The organism is Peribacillus sp. NPDC096622, from assembly GCF_044762665.1.
Classification (GTDB): domain Bacteria; phylum Bacillota; class Bacilli; order Bacillales; family DSM-1321; genus Peribacillus; species Peribacillus frigoritolerans_B.
Map to the genome: position 1 here is coordinate 29,274 of NZ_JBIWES010000016.1, position 21,505 is coordinate 50,778.

The window sequence follows — 21,505 nt, forward strand, 5'->3', positions numbered from 1 at the left end:
CGGGTAAGGCGATTGAAAGTAGAAATAGTAACCGAGTTTGACGTAGTAGGTTTTGATGATACTTTTGATGATGATATGAATATAATTTGTAGTGATGAAAATACAAGTGGTAAGAGTTCAATAATATCTAGCATCTACTACGCTTTAGGATTAGAGGAAATCATTGGAGGTAAAGGGTATAACGTTTTAACTTCTGCATTCAAAACAAAAGTTCATTACGATAATAAGAATTTAGACGTCATTGAATCAAAAATTATCCTTGAGATATTTAATGGAAATGAAGAGGTCACTATCCTTAGAGCAGCTAAAATGGAAAATAGAGAATCAAATTTAATGACAGTTTATTATTCGAAAATGGATAAAATATATGACAAAGACACTAAAAAAGAAGATATGTACGTGCATTTGCAAAATTCCGCAACTAATAATAAAGGTTTTTTTACTTTTCTAGAAAATTTTATAGGGTTGGACTTACCTTATGTTCCAACAAATGATGATAAAGAGAGAAAGCTTTATTTGCAATTAATATTTTCAAGCATGCTAATTGAACAAAAAAGAGGATGGTCTGACTTGTTTTCGGGAATGCCCCATTTCGGAATAAAAGAACCGAAAAAGAGGGTGATAGAGTATTTATTAAATATGGATACTCTTAAAAACGAAAAATTAAAACATAACTTAAAAGTAACTAAACAGGAAATAACAGAGAATTGGAGTAGTCTATATAATAACACAGTTAGAGGTTTAGGGGATCTTGGTTTATCAATTACTGGGGTTAGCAATGAAGTGAAAATCATAGATGATCAACCGATCAATATAGTTTTTCAAGAACAAGACAAAGTTTATTTATTAGAAAAGTATATAGAAGTAAAAGAGAATGAATATAACAATTTAATCAAAACAAAACCAAGGAAAATTGAGAATTTTCAAGAACTTAAAGAAGAATTAAATAAAATCGATGAGGAAACAATTAAGTTTGAAGAAAAAATTAGAACATTAAAATTGAAATTTAATAATGAAAAAATTAGCTTAAATAAGCTGTTAAGTAGTTTGCAACTTATACAGACTGATATTGTTAATAATCAAGACGCTAAAAAATTAAGAAATCTTGGATCAACTGAAGGATTTAAATCATTTAAAGATATTTGTCCTACTTGTAATCAGACCATTTCCGACTCTTTGTTAGTTGGACAAAATAAGGATAATGAAGTAATGAGTATTGATGATAATATCAGGCATTTAAAGTCACAAGAGAATCTATTTGAGTTTGCTATTGAACAAAAGAAAGCTAATCTTATTAAGATTGAACAAGATTTGAGTAGTTTAGATAAAAACTTATCTAAACTATATCAGCTTGCAAGGGTTACAAGGAATGATATCTTTGAAATGCATGGATCGATATCAGAAGCAACTATATACAAAAAAGTAGAGCTAAGTAAAACATTAGATGAATTGAAAAAAGTAAACAGTCAAACAGAAGATATAGAATCTAGGTTTAAAGACCTTTCTGATGAATGGAAGGAATACTTAATTAATTATAAAAAACTACCTAAGAATAGACTGACTGAATTAGATGAGGAAAAAATAAAGTTGTTAAGAAATAATTTTGTAGCTAATCTTAAAGAATTTGGTTACAGAAGTTCCGCAGATATAGATAAAGTAATGATTTCTAAAGATACATATATGCCTATAATTGAGAATTTTGATCTGAAATTTGATTCTTCAGCCAGTGATCATATTAGAAGAATATGGGCATTTACTATAGCTATGGTTCAAACTTCTAATGAGTTTGATGGTAATCATCCTGGGATTTTAGTGTTTGATGAACCTGGTCAACACAGTATAATTGTTAAAGATATGGAAGCGTTTTTAGATCGTTTAATTAAAATTTCTTCAAAAAATCAAGTTATAGTTGGGATTACTATTAAAGAAACAGATACAAAAGAACTTGTATTTAAAAAAATAAATAATGGTTCTAAGGGAATTGTAGTTAAGGACAGAGCGTTTAATAAATTAAGATAAAGTACTGAAAGGAATGGTTTTAAACATTTCTCCTTCACTGAGTTAATGGATAAGTTGACTACTTTTTTAAAGCCTCTATCTGAATCTATTTTAGCTCAGGATGATTTCTTAGCGAATTAGAGAGTTGAAGGGCAAGAATGGATACCTTTAAATGAAAAAACAATTTCGTTCCGTATGAGTTATTTTTAGTGTATATAACCTGATTACAAAACGTGTTACCTAACATAAAAAACACCCGTATCCAAAAGGGATCGATTGTTTTTTACTTTTAACCATAAAGGAATTTACCTTAAACAAGCAATTACTTTTACAACAATACGGGGGCGGTATTAATGAATTGATTTAAGTGTGAATTCCACAACTCAAACTGATAGCACTCCACACATGTAGAGTATGGAACAATTGACGGCTGTTTTAAAATGGCCGGATTCGTATTAACCTTATCAAATCTAACCTGTATTAGCTTGATTAACATTTCTATCTTTTGAGAAAAATAATTACTTCAGGTTGAAAGTGAGGTAGCCATTGAATTTATATTAGTAAATCCTCGTCCAATATGTTGTACCTACCTGAGTACAAGTTTACATAATACTGATTATAAGTAGAAAAGTAGCCTGATCATCGTTTGATACAGGTTTTATTTTTCGTACCCCTTATTCACCCCGTATGTGTATAGTTTATCGATTATATTAACTTTATTTTTATAGGGGGGGGAATTTATATGATTAATAAAGAATTAATTAATTAGTAACAAACATGTAGGTGTTAATTTTTCTAAAGAGTCTAAATATTATTTGAGGTATAGGATCCAGAAAAACATTTCGACCTTCATTTAAGAGATAGAGATTAACATAAACAAAATGGAGCTAGCTTTATTCATTGATTGATTGATAGATAGCAAGAGATAAAGTGCTTAATGATTTGTATGGAAAGGTTGCTACTGATCTGATTACGCTATGCTGTTCCGTTTATATGGACGTAGACAGGGACTTTTTAGGAAATGAAGTAGATGAACATTTCGCTTATGATAATGAAGGTGAAAATCCATTTGTTCCCGTAAAAAAGCAGATAAGCACCTTTTGTATTGGTATAAATAAATTCTATACTGGGGGTATTGATCATGTTAACAGTTGACGTAATTGCGGATTCTTTTAATAACCTAAAAGAGAAAGGAAGAATATCGGTTCCTTTAGAAGATCTCGATCTTCAATTCTTTTTAGAAGATGCATTAAAGGCATGTAATATGAAATACTCCAAGGTTTTAGAGGGAAGAAAGAATAAAAAAATTGTTTATATTCTCGATAAAGTTTGATATTTCTAAACTTCGCATAATCAATTTTTAAACTCTAATAAAAGTTTGGGAAGACGCGACTTTTATTTTTACTATTTAAATCACTCCTACTGATAATCAGAGAAATAAAAAACCTACGCCTTGGGAACCCGTAGGTTTTTATTGCCCCCGTCTATCGACGTCTTTAAATTTCCTTCCAAAATAACCAGATGTTGCAGACGAATAAGCAACCGCGTATTATAGGATCTGAAAAAGTAGCCTTTTTGATATTCAGGACGTGCAGCTTCAATTACCCTAGAAAAAATAAATGAATTATTTTAAAGGCTAACAGAGTTTTTGTAAATGGCCAGTAACAGAGCATATTTCTGTTACTGGCCATTTTTAAATTTAAAAACATACGAACAAACGAATGATACTGGTCTTTTGTTTTGAAAAAACTTAATATAGCTAATCTACAAGCATTTTACCTAACTGACGTCATACCTTTTATAAAGGGGGTAATTCAAAATGACATACCGACCTACGGTAAGATATCCGTCCATTTATCAGGACTATGTAAGTGAAGTTCATAATGCCACTTCATTAGATCGCAACCAAATTTTCCGTCTGGCCTTATTTATAGCCGCCCATTCAAAAGAATATAACGATATCCTTAAAAAATATCAGAAGGGTGACGTCCCTCTCCCCTGCCCAGCATGGAGGATAGACGAAGAGAAATGTTGGCAGGAACAAAGCTATATTAAAAAAGAAGATACGCCCCAGGTCAAGATCTTTGAACAGGGAGGCATTAAACTGGTTATCGGTTGATCATTTATTTTTCCTTTCGGTACTCTTAATAGAATGGGATGCTGCTGCCTTATTTGCCAAGGCCTTAGCCAAGTCTTTTGATATTCCATCTTTACTGCTCATTCCATATCACCTCACATATCATCAAGAGCCTTGCCACGATCGTTATAAAATATACCTCCCTCCAGCTATTTAGGAGCAACCGAGTGACCAACTTACCAACCAACCCATAGATAAATGCCTTTTAGAAGGGGGAAAAGCCGATGAGAAGAGATAAACCATTGAATCCTGTTCTATCCAATGCTAAAAAAAGAGACCAGGTACCTCAAAAAAGAAAAATCCGATCCGATAAGCTTCATGACATAAAAATCCCTGTTACGGATCTTATGGAAACAATCATTTTACGTGAATCCAGAAAACAATGGAAAGGATCTAAAACTACAATAGGAACGGAATTACTTATATTTGGACTAGAAAACCTTTTCAACTACCCTGACGTCACTTATAACGACCTCCCTTCTACCGTCCATTGCAAAGTAAATCACGAGACATATCAAAGGATAGGGGAATATGCAGCCGAATGGAAATGCAGTATCAGGAAGGCAGCTCATCGAATCTTTATGGAGGCTTATAAGAAAAAACAACTAGGGGGCATAACAGATGGGGAAATATAGCCAAGCGAATCTTATAGATGAAGAACTATCCCTAATAAAATCGAATAATTTCATTGGTAAAATGCTTCATAAAATGAATAAAACATCCGTGATTTTACTATCCATACAAGTTCCCCTAAACAGTTATTTAAGGGCAGAAATATTCTGTGAAGATATTCAAGATCTTTCAGAAATGCCCTTTTCACAAAACGATTTAATGAAACTTCTATATGAAGATTTTCTTTACTTTGCAAAAATTAATCCCGATCCAAAGAAAATGTTTAAGCTTCTTTCAACCCTGGAACGTGAAAGTGGAAAAGATGCCATATTGGAAAAACAAACGGACTCAATTTTTAAACTCATTCATAAGGATCAACATCAAGAATTAGAGACCCTCGAATTAAGAATGAGACGAAAATATGCCCTGCGTGGTGAAGTCTTGCTTGCTGATTTGGAAGAACACCACCCAAACCATGGCTATACCATTGAACGTGTGATTGAGCTTCTCTACATGGATTTTATTGATACTTTTAGAAAAGGGGATAATACTGAAGCAGTACAGAAAATCATTAAATTATTGGATGTTGAAGAATAATAAATAGCCTAAAGGCGTTAGCAGGGTTAACCCTGCTTTATGTCTTTAGGCAAGAATTTATGACCTTCTGTATTTTAAATAAAATAGGTAATTATAAGCAGGTTGTGTCTTTTCTAATCCTTACAAATTTTGTAGGGAAAGTGAATTATACAGTGTTTATGTTAGAGGCTCGTCTTTAATTGCATAAGCAGGATTTATTCTTTTTAAGATGAATTTATAGAATAGTTAAAAAACAGACTATATTGTTAGATGATGTATAGGTTAATTTTAGAAAAATTGGTCACTAATTATGTTGTAACTTGATTAGTGAGAAGGGGGTTAAAAATGGATAATATATTGACTATTATCATGTGGATCATTACTTTTGAAACAATCCCAGTGGCTATAAAGCAAAAAATAAATAATGAGGTTATTAGTTTTTTCAATATTGCTACCTCCTGTTGTATTAAATCAATTTTTGATTAGTTTTCCTAAAAAGATGAAAAAAACACATATATATTTATTTCACAGTACGAATACACTGCACTTGTTGAACTATCCTGCCCCGATAGTTTAAGTACTATCATTCACAATCTCAATAGAGTAGAACCTATTGAGACACATTCAAAGTACCTCTAAATTAGGCTATATAATGTCTCATAAGACTTGTATCAAAATGCTTATCGTTGTAAATGCGCATTTTCCTGACTCTACCCTATGACCATCAAGCTAAGATTTTGAAGTACCCCCAAAATGAAAATTTTCTTTCTCTACAGTTAGTTACTTTGAGAAGTCAGCTCTTTTTTCGTTTTGGGGGTGATTACTTTTCTTATGTTGATGGCCATGTGGTGCTACCCCTTTTTGATGTTCAAGAAAATAATTTAAAGAAAAGGCTTATTTATATTTATTGATTTCATATTGAAGATAAACCGGATAATTTATTATCTGGTTATTTCTCTTTTTGATAACCCATTGTATCAATGTTTCTTATGTATTCACAAAGGATACTTTATAAATATATACTTCCTTTTTTAAAAAAAGTTTTCAAATTGAAAACCTAAGGGTATAATAATATTAAGTTAATATTATTAACATTAATAAAAGGAAGGATGTATTCCCAACATGTTTGAATATATCTGCCATGATTGTGATGTACGTGAATTCTCTTGCCAAGTGGAAGTGAAAAAGAAATGTGAGAAGTGCGGTGAAATGATGGATCACATTGAAATGGAGGAATAGATCATGAATGAAGTCGATAAGGCCAAAAAATTAAAAGTGAATCTGAATGTAAGAAGAAGATTTTATGATTTTATCGACTTGTCATTTGATTTAAAGGAAGAATCTTTATTTTTCGAATTAACCGCAGCGTTAAAAAATTTCAAGAAGGGAAAATCCAAAGGTTAAAACTTTAAGGGGGATGATGTCTATAGCAGCATTTCTTGAATTCAAATATAAAACGGTAGGACATAAAGCTTTCATTGCTAATTCAAAGGATTTGAAAGATATACTCGACCGTTATGAAATTAATCCTTATTTTCTCTTTGATATCAAGGTAAATGATAAAGATGTAACCGTTGATAATATCGTAAGGAAATTAAGCAGCTAAAATATACTGGGGAGGCTACACGTTATGTCATTCTTTTTAGTCAATAGAAATCCTGATGGAAATACCATGTTTTCTTACCTTTGCGAATTGTTTTTTCAAAACAATCTAGATGTACCAAGAAATATGGATAATTGGAGTAAGAACAAAATGAGGAATAAGATTTATCAATTTGAAAACAGATATGGTCCAGGTCAAAATTTTTAAGGGCTGAAACAAAAAGAGTAACACAGGAAAATGAACCACATCCAATGCGATAAAAAGGATTCCTGGCAGAATCCTTTTCCCTCTTTTTGTTTACAGGTTATTATTATAACAAAAAGAGGGAGTTTTGAAACATGGATAACTTTATGCATGATGCTCGTGCGACAAACCTATTGGGTGACGAATTCCCGGCTGTGGGACAAAGGCGAGTAATTGTCAAGGACGACGGTACAGAGTGGGAGGTTGAAGTCGTAGAGACCGGAAAACCTGAATGGACGTATGAAAACGGGATAATCATCGGTGCGGTAACAGATATCAAATACAAATTTATCGAAGAAGTCCGGCCATCATCTAAAGGTAAGTTGCGGCTGGTATAAAAAGGGGCCTTGCTTAATGAAAAAAGCAACTTGTCTATTTTGCGGGAATAAAGATTCAGCTAAAAAAATGGTGAAACAAATTTCTTTTATTTAAGGCCAGGATCAATGGATTCACTTTTTCTGCAAAGGGAAGGGAGTAAAATCGTGAATAGATGGACATATTGATCGGAGTTTATTATCGGATGTTGGATATTTCTTTTTATAATAATGGGAGGGGTCTTAGTCCTCTGCGTTTGGACTAATGTTTTTAATATTTCAATTCTTAAAGCGATATGGAATGCCTTTTTATATGCTTCTGCTGGTACGTTATTTAACTATATCGTTGGTGTTTTGTTTTATCCAATCATTAAGGAGCTTAATGAATAAGGGAGGTAACAATGGAAGGTAAAACACATATCGCCGGTGGCGTAGCTGCTGGCGTTTTTTATTTAACTTATGGTGAACCTGTTGATTCGGAGTTACTTTTTATAGGGAGCTGCGTCCTTGGCGCGTTAATTCCTGATATAGACCATACAGGATCCACGTTAGGCAGAAAGGTTCCTTTATTGGACGATATAATAAGTGGGGTTTTCGGTCATCGAACAATTACTCACAGCCTATTGTTCATAATCCTGGCTTTCATCCTGTTTAAATGGACCTCATGGCCTCCAGATTTAGAGTTCGGCATCTTGATAGGCCATAGCCAGCCATTTGTTGTTGGATGCTCTCACAGAGCAAGGGATTCAGTTTTTATGGCCTTTTAAAATTAAGATAGGTTTGCCCTTTGGGATTACTACTGGGGGAATGTTAGAAAAAGTATTTATGGCCATGCTTATATCATTTATAGGATATTATGGATATACAACTTATTTGTAAAATTTATACTGGGGGATAACTACAATGGGAGTCAAAATAGATAAAGCCTTTTACATTAAAACAAAAAAAATAATATCGAATTTCGAAGCTGATAAACAGGGATTGACTGGGGAAAAATTCAGTTGTCCAATTTGCAATGCAACGTTATCATTTACTAAACATTTTGAAAAGAACTACCCTAATAAAGTGGTTAAAGTATCGCCTTTTTTTTCATTAATACCAAAAGTTGTTCATAATGAAGATTGCAAGTATAACACCGCCGGACGAGTTAAAAAAATAATGAAAAAAGCCATTGAATTAAAGGATTTTATCGAAATGGATCCTTCCAAAAAGCCAATTATTCGTCTACAGGTCGTTACCGAGGAATTAGAATCCAAGGAAAACCCAAAAGACGATGTTCCAAATGAAAATGATGCTCATGAAATGGAAGTTGAAAATGATGGTTCGTTGTCTCCATATTTAAGTGCAATGAAACAAATAATGATATTACGTTCAGAAGTTGAAAATAATAACGTTTTGAAATCAGAAATTAAATTAAAGTATAAAAAGAAAATGGTGAGTTGGGATAATTTTTATTTTGGTCAAAAAGAAGTGGAATATATTAAATTAACAAAATACCTTGATAAAAAGAGCATACCCAAACATCCGGTATGTATAGAGGGTTATATAACAAAACCATTAGAATATGTTAAATTCCCTAATAAGAGTGAATTTCATAAAGTGTTTATAGAAATGCCGTATATTAATGGTCTAGATGATGAGGGAAAGAAAGAGATCCCATCTGTTTCTTTTTTAATTCCAATTGAAATGGAACACATCAAAAGAAAAATAGAAAGTGAAATGCAAAAAGGAAATAATCAAATAGTAGCATATGGTAAACCATATTTTAAAAAAAATACAGGCAGACAACCCTTAACGGAATATCATAATGTTACCCTTTATATCAATAAAAAAGCACAATTTCATTGTTTCAATGATACTATGTAAACTAAAAAAGCTGTCCTATTGGATAGCTTTTTTAGTTGACTCTGATAACAACACCTTTATATCTAGCTCCCCAGTATCCTGAGTTCATGCTGGCATAAGCTACACCTGTGCTGGATTGTGATCCGATGAATTTTCCGTTTCCTGCATAAAAACCAACATGGCCATTCTTTTTATAAGAATCAAAGAAAATCAGATCACCAACTTGGATATCCTTTGCCGGTACCCGTTTTCCTTGTGTAAGGAGGGTATCTGTGTTTCCTACAGCCCAATTAATGCCATTGGCTTTAAGCATCGCGTAAATAAATCCACTGCAGTCAAACCATCCTTTATCTATTTGTCCCTGGGTTCTTCCTCCACCCCAAACATATTTGGTCTTTTTCTTCGTCCATGCATCTGCCGATTCCATAACTCCTTTCATGCCACCATTAGCAGGAATGGAACCACCGGTATTTCCCCCGACGCTAACCTCTTTGTAACCAGAAACAAAAGCTGCAGCAAATCCCAAAACATCATTTACATACTCAGTTGAATGGTTATAAGCAAAAACGGCCTCTTTTATTCTTCCATCTGCAGCTCCACTAGCTGCTAAATATTTGGCTGCGGTATGCATGGCATCTTTTAAATTCATAGGATCTGCGCGGCCATCCCCATCACCATCCGTACCATAACCACCATATTTTTTTATCTTTTTAGGGTCCGTTAAGATGTTATTAGGAATCATGGCATTCCCAAGGTTTGTTCCTCCTGGGTATGACCATCCAATCCACGTTAATGGCATGAATTGCATGTGTCCTATAGCGCCGACTGGACTTATCATAGGGGAAATAGTCGAGAACCTTGTTTCGACCCTGTGGTGAGCTGCTAACAGGTTCCAAGGTACGTTGTATTTTGCTCCTGCTTCTTTATAGACCGGAATATATTCTGCAGGTATCTCATTAGCACCAAATTCAGTAATATTTCCAACTTGCCATCCTCCGTCTCCGCCTTCAGCATCAAAGAAATCTTTTTCATGGAAAGAAAAGGAGAGAATCAGGCCAGCAATCAAAAAAATGAAAAAAATAATACCAATCGCAATAAGGATTGGTATCTTCAAATATGTTAGGGCTATTTTTTTTACGGCCAGTTTACCTACATCAGCAGCAACACTTTGTTTCTTAGGTTTCTCTTGGAATTGAGGTTCACCCATTGCTAACATTCACTCCTTCCACTTTCCATTCTCCGAATGTTTTTTTCAAAGCGATAATCAATGAAGTTTCTAATGGTATATCTTTATCTTCAAGGGAATTAACTGTTTTTTGTTGTAAAACTACATTGTACATGAGCGTGTATTTATCAGCTGTATCAATCGGATAAGCTTCATAACTATCCACCTCACTTTTAACGAGCGCCAGGGGCCTTCTAGGAGGATTTTTATCCCATTCATGAGCCATCACTTCCGACATGTAAGGCTTCGCGTTCTGGATGAATTCTAGAGGTTTTTCACTGTCATAATTTCCATATGCCTGAGCAAAATTTTCAGCCACTTCCTGCGCTATTGCTTTATCTTCCTCTTTGATATATTCAGATCCTGGGATGCTTTCTGATTCAATTTGTTCTTGTTCTTCCGTTAATTCTAATTCTGAAGGAGAGGAATCCGGTGTATCGGACTCTTTCCCTTCGGTTTTTTCCGTTTTAGGTTCTTCTTTTGTTGTTGCTTCATCTTGATTATTGGCGGTCCATATGATGCCCATAATCAGTGTGGGAATGGCTAGTAAAGCGAAAAGGATCATTTTATGGCTTTTTTTTGTTAAATCTAATTTCATTTTCTTCACTCCTGATTTCTGTTTTTAGGTTCAATACTATGATTATTTGTTGTAGTTGGGCGGTTTCTTAATTCTGGTTTATGAGATTGATTAGCAGCTGCACGTTCAGCCAACCTATCTTTAAGAACAGGTTTTCCTTTTAATTGGACGTTTTCTCTAGCAATATGAGCGTGACCACCTTTTTCTAATGTTTTTTCAAGGCTTTCTAAATTACGGCGATCATTAAGCGTTTGTTCTGGTTGTCTATTTGTCTTTAAGTCTTTATTCAAGATTGGTTGAGCATTCACCTGGGGTTGAGTTACTTTTTCTTGATTATTTACGATGTTTTCTTGTTTTCGTTCGGCCAGTGGTGCGTTAGATGCAGCCTTTTGATTAGAATATCTTTCAAAACCGGAACCATTGGAAGCAGCAACAACTTTATTTGGTGTATTTCTTTCTTTTGTTGTATACATTGGGTGTCTCATTTGATCAACCATGCCGACTCCTGGTTTAGCTTTCAATTTATTGTAACCAGTACGTTCAGCAAGTGTTTGAGTAGGTTTTTGTGTAAATGGTTTTGTGATTTTATTGACATATTTTCTCGTTTTAAAGTATGACTTTTTAAAATCGCTAATATTTTGCCCTACATTGTTATTCACATTGGCTTTTCTGAAAGGAGTCGTTACAGCGTTCAAGATTTCATTGCGTTTAACCCAAACAGCTACAGCACAAATGATTTGGATGATGAATAAGAGAATGTAACCCTTTTTAGGGTCCATCGAATTATAGACCATGCTAGAAATGGAGAAGTAAATGGTGGTTAAAAGAGCCAAAGCAATTTTCATATAAAAAGCATGAAGTAATTTCATGATGACATTTGTTGCAGTATTGCTGAAAGCTGGTATTAATCCGATAAGGAAAGCAACCGGAGTAAACACGGCAAAGATCAAAACTAAAACCTGATAAAAAATCATGGAGCAAGCTAATAATAATAAGATGGTGCCAAGTATACCGTTAGCGATTAAAACAAAAACCAGGATAATGAACCGATCGTTTAAGGATTCAGGTTTCATATTGCCATTCTTCAATTCTTTCACTTCGTAATCAATAGCATCTTTTCTTTCCTTTGAATAAACCTTAGATTTAAGTATGGTATCAACACGAGAACCTTTTTTATCCCATTGCTTTTCGATTTTTTCCTGATCAGGACTGCCAAAATTCAATAGTAAGTATGGATTCTTAACCATGAGATTAAAAATTTGGTTTCTCATGGAGGCCATTCCTTCACTTTCATCATATTTACCTGGTGAAGTGGTAGTAAGGGAAAAGCTTAAAACGTCATTTTGCACTTCGCTAACACCATCATTAAATTCCTTTAAAATCCAATCGGAATTTGTAAAGAAACCAAGTCCAATGGTCAAGATAATAAGTGTTCCTAAAACTCCTGACATAGCAGCAGAGGTGGCTCTTTTAATAATTCCGATATAGGCGGCCCAAACGCCAACTATTACAAGAATGGAGGTAGCCAAGTAAGGCCATAATCCTTTGCTAGCAAATCCACCAGGTCCGAAACCTGAAATGGATTTAATGACGGTAGAAATATCATCTGCAAAATCCGATACAATATTTAATTCATAGGCTTCGGAAACTAAGGTTCCGACTGTAGCAGCAATAATTTTATTGAATCCCCATAATGTGGAGTTCATCATGGATATACCTTGATTCATTTGTTTTCCTACTCCATCATCCCATCCCCAAGGCATAAGATCAGAGAGTTGATCATCTTCTAATTGTGTTTCCATGCCATATCTAGATAAAGGATATTGGTTGTATTCGAGTTTTATTTTACCTTCATGATCTTTCTTTTCTTCCTGGGGAAGAAGACTATCCATCATATCCGCGGCGCCAACTGGCGCCGATGGGATAAATGTTAGAAAAAGTACAGATAAGAGAAGGATGCCTATTTGGATTTTTTTCATTTTTTTACACTCCTTAAGTTAGAACCAATTCTTTTTGAACTTCTGTTTCAGTTTCTTGGTCAATAGGTGGACGAGTATCAAAGGCATGATCCAAATCCTTGAACCAGGCGTTTAATTGAACAATTCCGATTCTTCCGTATATGTCTTGCATGAAGCATTCACCAACATTTAAATTCTGAATACGTTCGATTAATTGATCTGTAGGTTCAATTCCAAGGAATTTCAAACTATTAGCTGCTTCTTTGTGGTCTGAATTTTGAAAAACGAATTTCATTCCAACCAAATTTTTTGTATTTTCATCTATATCATTTGTTGCTTGGGTGGCCCGAATAAGTCCTGCGTTCATCGCTCGACCTTCCCTACTAACTCTATCTAAAATATCCCTTCCGATATCTGTCTTTTCCATGAACCAGGATTCATCGAAAAAGGCAATTTTCACAAGATTTCTAGGTTGGTGGATGAATTCAAGAGCGAATTCCCCGATCGGGAACATCATGGCCATCGATAACATTTCTTCCATATTGAAATCTTCGGATTTTTTATTTTTCGGTGGCATTTTTAAATTTTGGATTTGAAGAACAGTAAGAGCGTTATCGATATCAAGGGCATCAACATCGCTTCCATCCCCGAATAGAAGGGAAGCGAAAGATAAATCTCTATAAGTTTCTAAATAAGCGCCCATATCATAACCTTTTGAGCCTTCTGGATGATCTTTTAATTTGCTTATGATTTTATTCATGCATGGAGTTGGCTCCGCAGCTACATCACGAACTGCGTTTCTTATGGCCACCCAACCATTTTGATTGTTCCGTTGGTCAAGCTTGGTAAGGTATGTGCAAATAACTAAGGCTAATTTTTCAGCAGCCTTCAAATCCTTACAAATGATGAAGGGATCTAATCGTCCTTTATTGCGTTCATTCGCTTCAAGGGTAATCACGTTTACTTCATGGCCAATATCCCTAAGTAATTCTTTCCACTTTGTTCTGTCACCCTTGGGATCTACGACAAACCCTTTAGCGCCAGCCAAAATCGCCAGATATAACATAAGATCGGCTCCATATGATTTACCGGAACCTTTTGAGCCGATGAAATCCATCGATAGGGAACGGGATTTCGCTCCTGCAAGTCCTTGCGTATATCTTCTAATATCAATGTAAACGGCTTGATCATCACCATGGGTTCCTACACAGAATCCATTGCTATCGCCAATTTGAGTGGTGGCACCAAACATTCCGGCTGCTAATGCTCCTGGCTCCATCATCTGAACATAGGAATTAACGTATTGTTTAGAACCGGGTATGAATTCATTAAACAATTTGTATTGATCAGATAGTGGCTGTTCCAGTTGAAATTTAAAGTCCGCATATAAATCTTTTGTGGCTCTAATTCTTGATTTAAGTTCTTCCTCATTAGAAGCAGATACACAAAATGCTACCGTAACAAAGAGTTGAGGGTTTTTTGTAACATTCGTTGCAATCTCTAATTCTCTAGCAAGTGATACATTCTCTGAAACTTCATATGTTGATTCGTTATTGGTGCTGGCTGCGTGTTCATCAAGGTTTTTAAGTTCTTTTTTCTTATTTCTGACCATTTGCATAACTTTTCTATGATCTAAGCTGCTAGATCTGATCGATATTTCCACCGGAAAATCAAGGGTTTGAATGGCAAAAATCCATTCCGTATCGATATTGATTAATCCATCAGTTGGGATATAGGAAATGGTTAGGAAAGCACAGTGGCCATTTTTTACTTCACCATCAACAGCCTGTGTCAAAAGAATTTTTCTTGGGTTTGTAAATCCGTCAACGATTCCCTCTGTTAAATGTAATAGGTTAAGGGGTTTTCTTGCCTTGATAGTTGGTTGGTAAGATGGTTTGAAATCTTTGTTATGTGGAGGGATGCCAATCCCACGATAAAAGTTTCTGCGAATCAACCATTGATAATCGTCTTCATCGATTCTTCTTGCGTGTACATGAGAAGAAACGAATTTGAAATATAAGTTTTCTAATCGATTTGCTCTGTCAATGTCTGTTCCAGCGATATCTTGTTCTTCCAAGCCCATTTTTGCGAATATTTCATTCACAACACTTTTTACATTTTCAATGATGTTTTTTATAGTCAGTTCAAATTCATCTGTTTTTGGCAGTTTAATACCGATAAAAAAATGATAATCGCTTGATTCAGATCCAACAGCGTTTTCAATGATTGGCGCTACTTCTTCAACATGGCGAATGGCCTCATCTTTAAGTGGTCCTTTTATTGTTTTCTTAAATTGTTCATGCTTATCAAGGACCGAGTGGAATTTAGGAAGAATTAAAAGGTGGGTATCAACACCAATATTGGCGAAAAACGTTTCGAGTCGAGAAGAGATAGATGCTTTTTTGTTATCGGATAGAAAATCATATTCAAAGCCTATTAGTTCATAGAAAGCCCAGGACTCATTGTCCTGGGTGAATAAGATATTTTTTTCATAATATTTGATTGGAAATTGAATTTCGTTCATTCCGAATCAACTCCTTTTCTATATGTCACATTCGTTTTATATTGATATTTGGCAGGTTTTTCAGCTTTTTCATATTTGCTATAGGTTTTTGCAGATAGTTGGTATTGAATAAAGTTTAGTAAGAAAATATGAGGCGCTTTTCCATCAAGTTTAAATTTGGTGAAGAACCAAGTTAATCCGACTGGGATTGCAACGTAATTGATCAACCACCAGGATTCCATGAAACCGAATCCTGGTAATTTGACCAATATGACCATGGCTAGGAGAGAGGAAGCAAAGAATCCTATTTGTCTAAACGAGACAGGGAATGGAAGTTCAACATCAAGTAGAGAATATAGGATTCTTTCATACCTCACGAGAGGCGTATAAACTTTGACTTGTTTTCTCATTTCTTAAGAAAACACCACTTGCCATAATTTTTTTCCTAATTCCATTAATCCTTTTGGAGCTGCAACAATCGCACTGATTATTCCCATGAAGACTAAGAAACCGATTAAAGCAGTGAAATTTCTTTTTAAAGCCAATGTCAGAGCACCTATGATGATAATGATTAATAGCACCGGAACCAATTGACCTTGCAACCAAGTTAATAAGTTTTGACCGAAATCCATTTATAACATCCCCTTAATTTTAGTTAAATTTAGTTACTTGCCATTTATTATCAGAAGATTCCAAAACTTCCAGAGTGTATTTTTGTAGGATTTGCACTTTAGAGTTGCTATCTGTAAATATTGCATTTACTTCAACTATTGAGCTCTTTTTCTTATTTTCTAGGATTCTAAGTTCTTCTATACTTTCGAAAACAATCGTTCCGCCTAGTGGTTGGATGCTCTTATCTGTAGTTAAGTATTCTAATTCAGCAGCCGTTCCAGTTGAATATTGCTTGAAAAATGTCTGTAGGAATTTATTTATCTCGGCTGCTGTTTTTTGATCAGCTGCTGCAGATTCTGGTTTGGTTTCTAAAGGTTTGATTTTTGCTTTTTCTGGTTTGCTCGTGAAAGTAGGATTTCCATTAATTAAGAAGGATTTACCGTCTGTTATGATTGGCACCTTAATCCATCTTTCATATGGTCCATTATCCTTTTCCTCTGTGACCTTTTTCGTTCTTTTGCCGTTCTTCACATCGCGTTCTTCGGTTTTTTTCACTTTATAAGTAACTTTAAAGGTGAATTCAGCCGTATCTTTACCAGTTTCTTCGATTTTCCATAATTCAGAGGTATCAAGAAAGGCGTTTCCAGTAATGGTGTCAAAACGCAATCCTGCTTGTTCATCCATTCCTTCTCTTAAGTAAGGTTGAAGGCGTTTTTCTCTTTCCTGGAAATCATCCTTATTCCATTTGAAGTATTCATTAACGAATTTTGAAGCGAAATTTTCAGCTCCTATAGTAGTAGCGAAATTTTCCACCGTTGCCTTTTGAGTAATTTCAACAGGTTTGGTTGAATTATCATCGGCTGTATACCCTCTAATTGCTCCGACTGTCCAAAAGGCTACTAAGAGATAAATCGAGTATTTAACGTATTTCCTCGAATTTATCCTCTTAGGAGAAAAATCCTTTTTGATTTTCGGCTTTTTTGGCTTGGAATCCTTTGGCTTATTCATCATTCCCAAAAATTTTTGAATCTTCATCTTTTTGCCTCCTGTGATTCCCTCCGGCCATCTTCATTCTTAATTGATTGGGTCAGCTATACCATATAATTGTTCTGGATTGCTGGACCCTTTAGCAAAAAAGATTTTACCGTAAGGATCAGCTAGTATTTTTTCCATTGTGGTATATAGAACGCCTTTTGTAGAGGATGTATTAACATCCTTTGTGTGTAGGATCAAATTCCGCATTTCGTTTTCTTTTACTGAGATAAAAACTATACGGGGAGCTGCTATATCAACGTCTATAGATTCTTGATCAGTAAAACATTTTATTTCGCAATATCGGTTGTACCGTTTTAATTTTCCGATGCTAACATCTTTTCTTTGTTTACTTCGTTCAAGTTCAAGCATGACACCTGCGTGAATATCATGTGATTTTGCTTTAAGAAGGAGCATGCCGTCTGGTTTGATTTGACCATCCCGACCATCTGCGAATCTGTATTGACTTCTTGATTCATTCAGCCATTCATGTATTCCGAAGTGATCATTATCTATAAGTTTGAAAGAGGCGTGAACATTAGCCATTTCCAAGCAATGATAGATATGTGATGGTGTTCTATCAGTCCAGCGTGTATCCCATCTTGCTTCACCAAGTAATTCTCTGACTTCTTCTAATCCTTTGGAATCTAGGGTATAAACATTTTTACTTCTTCCTGCTGGGTTCGCTTTATCAACGATTGCAAGTCGGAATGATGTAATATAGCCATGTTCTTCAAGGAGTTTTGTTCTCCTATAGATAGCTGGTTTAGAAGATTGGTAAATCACTTTCTGTAAATAATCCACATCCAGAAAAATTAAATCATATAAGTCTAAAAATAATTCTTGTTCCCTTGGTGTTAAAAAAATCTCCTTTGCCATTGGCTTTCCCCCTCTTGTTTAGAAGAAGGAGAATGGCTTTTTGGCTTCTTCTACTTCTTCATAGTGTTCATTTTGCTTTCCGTTCTCTTTGTTTTGGTTTCTATTTGAAACCTCATGGTCATGATGAGGGGGTGTTTTATTGTTGAATAATTCATTATTCGTTTTCTCATCTTGTGAATCTTGATGAACGGCATCACCCCTTAAAGTATCATTTTGTGGTGAAATGATTTTGAAAAATTCATCCTCATCCATTTCTTCAACATCTGATATTGACATGGTAGTAAAAAGGCCGTCATCTTCAGGTGTTTGGGATTCGGATATCGAAACAAGGGAAGGAGGTTCTTCCGGTAAAGTGATTTCTGAGAAAAGACCTTCATTCTCTCGTTTTTTGTTTTTCTTGTCATACCCCAGGTAAGATTGAATGCTTTCATCAACCTTTTTATAATGTTCTCCATCTCGTTTTTGAAGATCTAAAGCAATGGATTCAAGCCAGTTGAAGGTTGACGTCATTTCCTTTTGATCCTGGTAATTGGCTGCATCACCATTTTCCTTATAAACAAATGGTGGTTCGGTTTCTACTGTACAGGTGGTGATTTTATTAACACCTCCAACCTTATCTTTAGTAAAAACAGCGACCGTATTACTCGGAAGATTCTGAACATATTGGGCTGAAAATCTTCCACCAGTCATGGATTCCACTTGTGCGGCTGATTCATCACCCTGTGTTCCTGAAAGAATCGTTCCCATGTTACCCTTGATTGCTTTCTTAAGGAACGGTTTTAACTGATCCATGTATTGAGTGATGATGCCAAGCCCTAAACCGAATTTACGGTCAAAAGCTACAATCGTATCCATGATTTCAATTTGAGCCAAATGGGCTTCATCAACCAAGAGCATATGGAGTTTAGATCCTGTTTGTCGTTTAATGGCTGTTTGATGATATTGGGTAACCATGTGACCGACTGTTAAAGTGATGTTGGTATCATCGACATCTTTCATATCAATGAGGACCAGGTGGCCTTCATCCATCCATTTACGAAGGTTCAAGCCGAATTTTGTCTGGCCGAACATCCTTCTCATATAAAGGGAAGATTGAAATGGCTGCATCCTCGTTCTAATCGCATCAAGTGTGGCATCAGTATCTTTAAGATTATAAGATAACCATTCTTCCCTTAAGACAGGATCTTTAATGTTTTCAACCACTCTGGTCCTGAATTTTGCATCTTGGAACATTCGGTTGATACCGAGAATGGAATGGGATTTTTTATCCTGCAAAAGAGCAAGTATCGCATTTTCTATCCATCTCATGGCTCTCGGAGCATTGGATGTATCAAATGCAGTTTCAATAATGTCTATGATGTTGTTTTTTACCGTATCATCTAATTCACCTGGTGCTTTGTGTAAAAGATTTAAAGCTAAAGGATGTTCATCTTTCGTTAAGCTAATGTAATGAACTTTATCCCATGGAATGGTGATTCCTTCTGCTTCAGCCTTTTTCAACCGGCTTATAACGGTGAGGGCGGTTTCTTTGGCTGGGTCAAACAGTGTAAATCCAGGGGCACTCTTCGGATCGTTTGCCCAATCATCAATCATAGATTGAAGAATCATTAATATTTCCGAAGATTTTCCGGAACCTGTTTTACCAGACATGAACCAATGTTCTCTTAGAATGTTATACGGGACCTTCACCAAACGTTTTTTAACTATTGGGTGTTTCATGTATCCAACAGTTATTCCGTTATTCATTTCAGATTTTTCAAGGGCGCGTTCACCTTGTTGTAGGTGAGGCACTTGCTCAAATATATCGTGATTAGGTGAAGGGAGCTGCAGAAGGTTTGAAAGTTCTCGGCCTATCCAATCCATTTTATAAGCGAAAGGATAGGGGTTTCTTTCTACAGCATTTCGGAACCTTCTTATGCTTAATCCGTTTTCATCATTCATGATGGATCCTAACGTGGTAGCGATTGATTGAACAACACCGCCAGCATGTTTGGATTCACTTGCAATGGAAACCGCAACTGTAAAAACTTTATCTCTTCCTGATAACCGTTTAGAAATGGATTTTAGATCAGCTTTCTCAAAACTGTCCATATCGCTCATGCGACTATGGTATTTTTTCATTTTCTTTTGAGATTTCTTTATCTTCTTCATTAATTGATAAGGAGAAGAAGGGCTAAATGTAATATCAATCCAAGATCCAGGTTCCATGTAAGAAATAAGGTTTCCAATTCCGTTCTTTCCACTAAAGGAAGCTAAAGGCTTCACTTCATGGATCCCTTTGTAATCCATAACCATTCTGCCACTATAAGCTGATTGGCTAGGAAATTGAATATGATCGGCTTCATGAATTTCTGCATCTGGGTAAGCATTTTGAATCGTCCGAAGGATTCCGGTTTTTCGGTCCTGTGGAAACCCGATATAAAATTTGATTCCCTCTTTGTCTTTGTGAACCATCCATTGAAACCATTCTCGACCTCTTATCATTCTGATGCTTCGAGGACGTTTATATCCGGCAATCTGTTCCACCATTTCAAGGATGGAAGCAGCATTTCCGGATTGGTCTTGATGGGGTAAAAGTTGATAATATTGATACCGTTTTTTCTCCCGGTTTCGATTGAAAAGGAATCTTAGTATGGCAATTATTATCGTTGCTATTACCCCTATAATCAGTGTTAAAATTCCAGTTTTTAAAGCTGGATAATAAGGTCCGAATAGTTCATGGAACTTATCAGGTTTCCAAAAATAGAAGGCAATTACCGAACCAGGAATCCAAATTGGGGCCGTTTTAGGAACCCATAATCCCACCATTTCCATGAGTTGATCATCTTGCTTACTAGCCATATTTCGTGCTATCTCCTTCCCTTTGGTTAGACCGTATATTGCGGTGTGTTCTAGCTGAATTAAGAGGCTAGGATAACACTAGAGATTTTACGGTTTTACACTTTCGGGATTTATGAAGATACGAGGCTAAGGATTCGCCGTCTGCCGGAGGGCGTGGTCAATATTAAAGTTATGGGAAATAAGGAGTACCTTATTAACATAACAGTCACCGAATTTAGAAGGGTTTCTATAATCGTTATAACTATAGAGTTTTCAAGGATCAGAGCCTTTAATGGATAGTATATTAGATTGTTATGTCCTGTTTATATCTGAATAGACAATCCAACTAACAAGTTGGCTAACATTCCAAGTAACTATCTGGCTTAATTCCATAATATCCCCATTTGATTCAAAATGCAATCTTTTTTATATAAAAAAATTTCATTTTGAAAACATTTAATATAACAACTGAAATAACAGGGGGTGTAAGTATTTAAATGGTACAAGGTTTGATAAGTTTTGGGGAGGGTAAAAAAAATACCCCTCCCCATTTTAAAACTGATATTGTATA

The 21,505-nt window shown here is 35.2% G+C and carries 20 protein-coding genes; 11 read left to right on the top strand and 9 right to left on the bottom strand.

Features of this window, described 5'->3' with window-relative positions; all coding sequences use genetic code 11:
* The first annotated feature begins 12 nt into the window (after positions 1-12).
* The 11 genes from ACIQYG_RS21865 (at position 13) to ACIQYG_RS21915 (ending at position 9,349) form a co-directional block, all read left to right on the top strand.
* Positions 13-2,019, top strand: coding sequence for a hypothetical protein (locus ACIQYG_RS21865; protein ID WP_402842416.1), 2,007 nt, complete (start codon positions 13-15; stop codon positions 2,017-2,019).
* 1,120 nt (positions 2,020-3,139) lie between these two features.
* Positions 3,140-3,331 (top strand): hypothetical protein, encoded by a 192-nt coding sequence (locus tag ACIQYG_RS21870; RefSeq protein ID WP_402842419.1) that lies wholly within the window; start codon positions 3,140-3,142, stop codon positions 3,329-3,331.
* 486 nt (positions 3,332-3,817) lie between these two features.
* Positions 3,818-4,117, top strand: coding sequence for a hypothetical protein (locus tag ACIQYG_RS21875; RefSeq protein WP_402842422.1), 300 nt, complete (start codon positions 3,818-3,820; stop codon positions 4,115-4,117).
* A 242-nt stretch (positions 4,118-4,359) separates the two neighbouring features.
* A complete protein-coding gene (locus ACIQYG_RS21880) occupies positions 4,360-4,770 on the top strand; it encodes a hypothetical protein (RefSeq protein ID WP_402842425.1) in 411 nt (136 codons plus the stop codon).
* On the top strand, positions 4,757-5,344 hold the full coding sequence (locus tag ACIQYG_RS21885; protein ID WP_402842428.1) for a hypothetical protein: 588 nt from the start codon (positions 4,757-4,759) through the stop codon (positions 5,342-5,344). The genes ACIQYG_RS21880 and ACIQYG_RS21885 overlap by 14 nt, the downstream gene beginning before the upstream one ends.
* A gap of 1,221 nt (positions 5,345-6,565) precedes the next feature.
* Entirely contained in the window at positions 6,566-6,727 is a 162-nt protein-coding gene (locus ACIQYG_RS21890) for a hypothetical protein (RefSeq protein WP_402842430.1), read from the top strand.
* A gap of 13 nt (positions 6,728-6,740) precedes the next feature.
* On the top strand, positions 6,741-6,929 hold the full coding sequence (locus ACIQYG_RS21895; protein WP_402842431.1) for a hypothetical protein: 189 nt from the start codon (positions 6,741-6,743) through the stop codon (positions 6,927-6,929).
* 347 nt (positions 6,930-7,276) lie between these two features.
* A complete protein-coding gene (locus ACIQYG_RS21900; RefSeq protein WP_402842433.1) occupies positions 7,277-7,507 on the top strand; it encodes a hypothetical protein in 231 nt (76 codons plus the stop codon).
* 377 nt (positions 7,508-7,884) lie between these two features.
* Positions 7,885-8,250 (top strand): metal-dependent hydrolase, encoded by a 366-nt coding sequence (locus ACIQYG_RS21905; protein WP_402842436.1) that lies wholly within the window; start codon positions 7,885-7,887, stop codon positions 8,248-8,250.
* Entirely contained in the window at positions 8,204-8,362 is a 159-nt protein-coding gene (locus tag ACIQYG_RS21910; protein ID WP_402842438.1) for a hypothetical protein, read from the top strand. Before ACIQYG_RS21905 ends, ACIQYG_RS21910 begins: the two co-directional genes overlap by 47 nt.
* Positions 8,363-8,386: 24 nt before the next feature.
* Positions 8,387-9,349, top strand: a complete 963-nt coding sequence (locus tag ACIQYG_RS21915) for a hypothetical protein (protein ID WP_402842441.1) — start codon at positions 8,387-8,389, stop codon at positions 9,347-9,349.
* Between the two features lie 31 nt (positions 9,350-9,380).
* Here the strand turns inward: ACIQYG_RS21915 and ACIQYG_RS21920 are convergent, their stop codons facing one another.
* The 9 genes from ACIQYG_RS21920 to ACIQYG_RS21960 are packed head-to-tail and all read right to left on the bottom strand — an operon-like array spanning position 9,381 to position 20,955.
* Positions 9,381-10,535 carry a C40 family peptidase gene (locus ACIQYG_RS21920; protein WP_402842444.1) on the bottom strand — a complete coding sequence of 385 codons (1,155 nt, stop codon included), beginning with the start codon at positions 10,533-10,535 and terminating at the stop codon, positions 9,381-9,383.
* Positions 10,528-11,151: a hypothetical protein gene (locus ACIQYG_RS21925; RefSeq protein WP_402842447.1), complete on the bottom strand. Its 624-nt coding sequence runs from the start codon at positions 11,149-11,151 to the stop codon at positions 10,528-10,530. The genes ACIQYG_RS21920 and ACIQYG_RS21925 overlap by 8 nt, the downstream gene beginning before the upstream one ends.
* 5 nt (positions 11,152-11,156) lie before the next feature.
* Complete coding sequence (locus ACIQYG_RS21930) at positions 11,157-13,109, bottom strand: CD3337/EF1877 family mobilome membrane protein (RefSeq protein ID WP_402842450.1); 1,953 nt, start codon at positions 13,107-13,109, stop codon at positions 11,157-11,159.
* 13 nt (positions 13,110-13,122) lie between these two features.
* Entirely contained in the window at positions 13,123-15,612 is a 2,490-nt protein-coding gene (locus tag ACIQYG_RS21935) for an ATP-binding protein (RefSeq protein ID WP_402842453.1), read from the bottom strand.
* Positions 15,609-16,001, bottom strand: coding sequence for a conjugal transfer protein (locus ACIQYG_RS21940; protein ID WP_402842455.1), 393 nt, complete (start codon positions 15,999-16,001; stop codon positions 15,609-15,611). The genes ACIQYG_RS21935 and ACIQYG_RS21940 overlap by 4 nt, the downstream gene beginning before the upstream one ends.
* 3 nt (positions 16,002-16,004) lie before the next feature.
* Positions 16,005-16,223 (bottom strand): hypothetical protein, encoded by a 219-nt coding sequence (locus ACIQYG_RS21945; RefSeq protein WP_402842458.1) that lies wholly within the window; start codon positions 16,221-16,223, stop codon positions 16,005-16,007.
* 19 nt (positions 16,224-16,242) lie between these two features.
* The gene (locus ACIQYG_RS21950; RefSeq protein WP_402842461.1) at positions 16,243-17,238 is read right to left on the bottom strand and encodes a conjugal transfer protein; all 996 of its coding nucleotides are present in this window, start codon (positions 17,236-17,238) and stop codon (positions 16,243-16,245) included.
* Positions 17,239-17,277: 39 nt separating this feature from the next.
* The gene (locus ACIQYG_RS21955; RefSeq protein WP_402842464.1) at positions 17,278-18,114 is read right to left on the bottom strand and encodes a replication-relaxation family protein; all 837 of its coding nucleotides are present in this window, start codon (positions 18,112-18,114) and stop codon (positions 17,278-17,280) included.
* An 18-nt stretch (positions 18,115-18,132) separates the two neighbouring features.
* Positions 18,133-20,955: a type IV secretory system conjugative DNA transfer family protein gene (locus ACIQYG_RS21960; protein ID WP_402842467.1), complete on the bottom strand. Its 2,823-nt coding sequence runs from the start codon at positions 20,953-20,955 to the stop codon at positions 18,133-18,135.
* Positions 20,956-21,505: the final 550 nt, after the last annotated feature.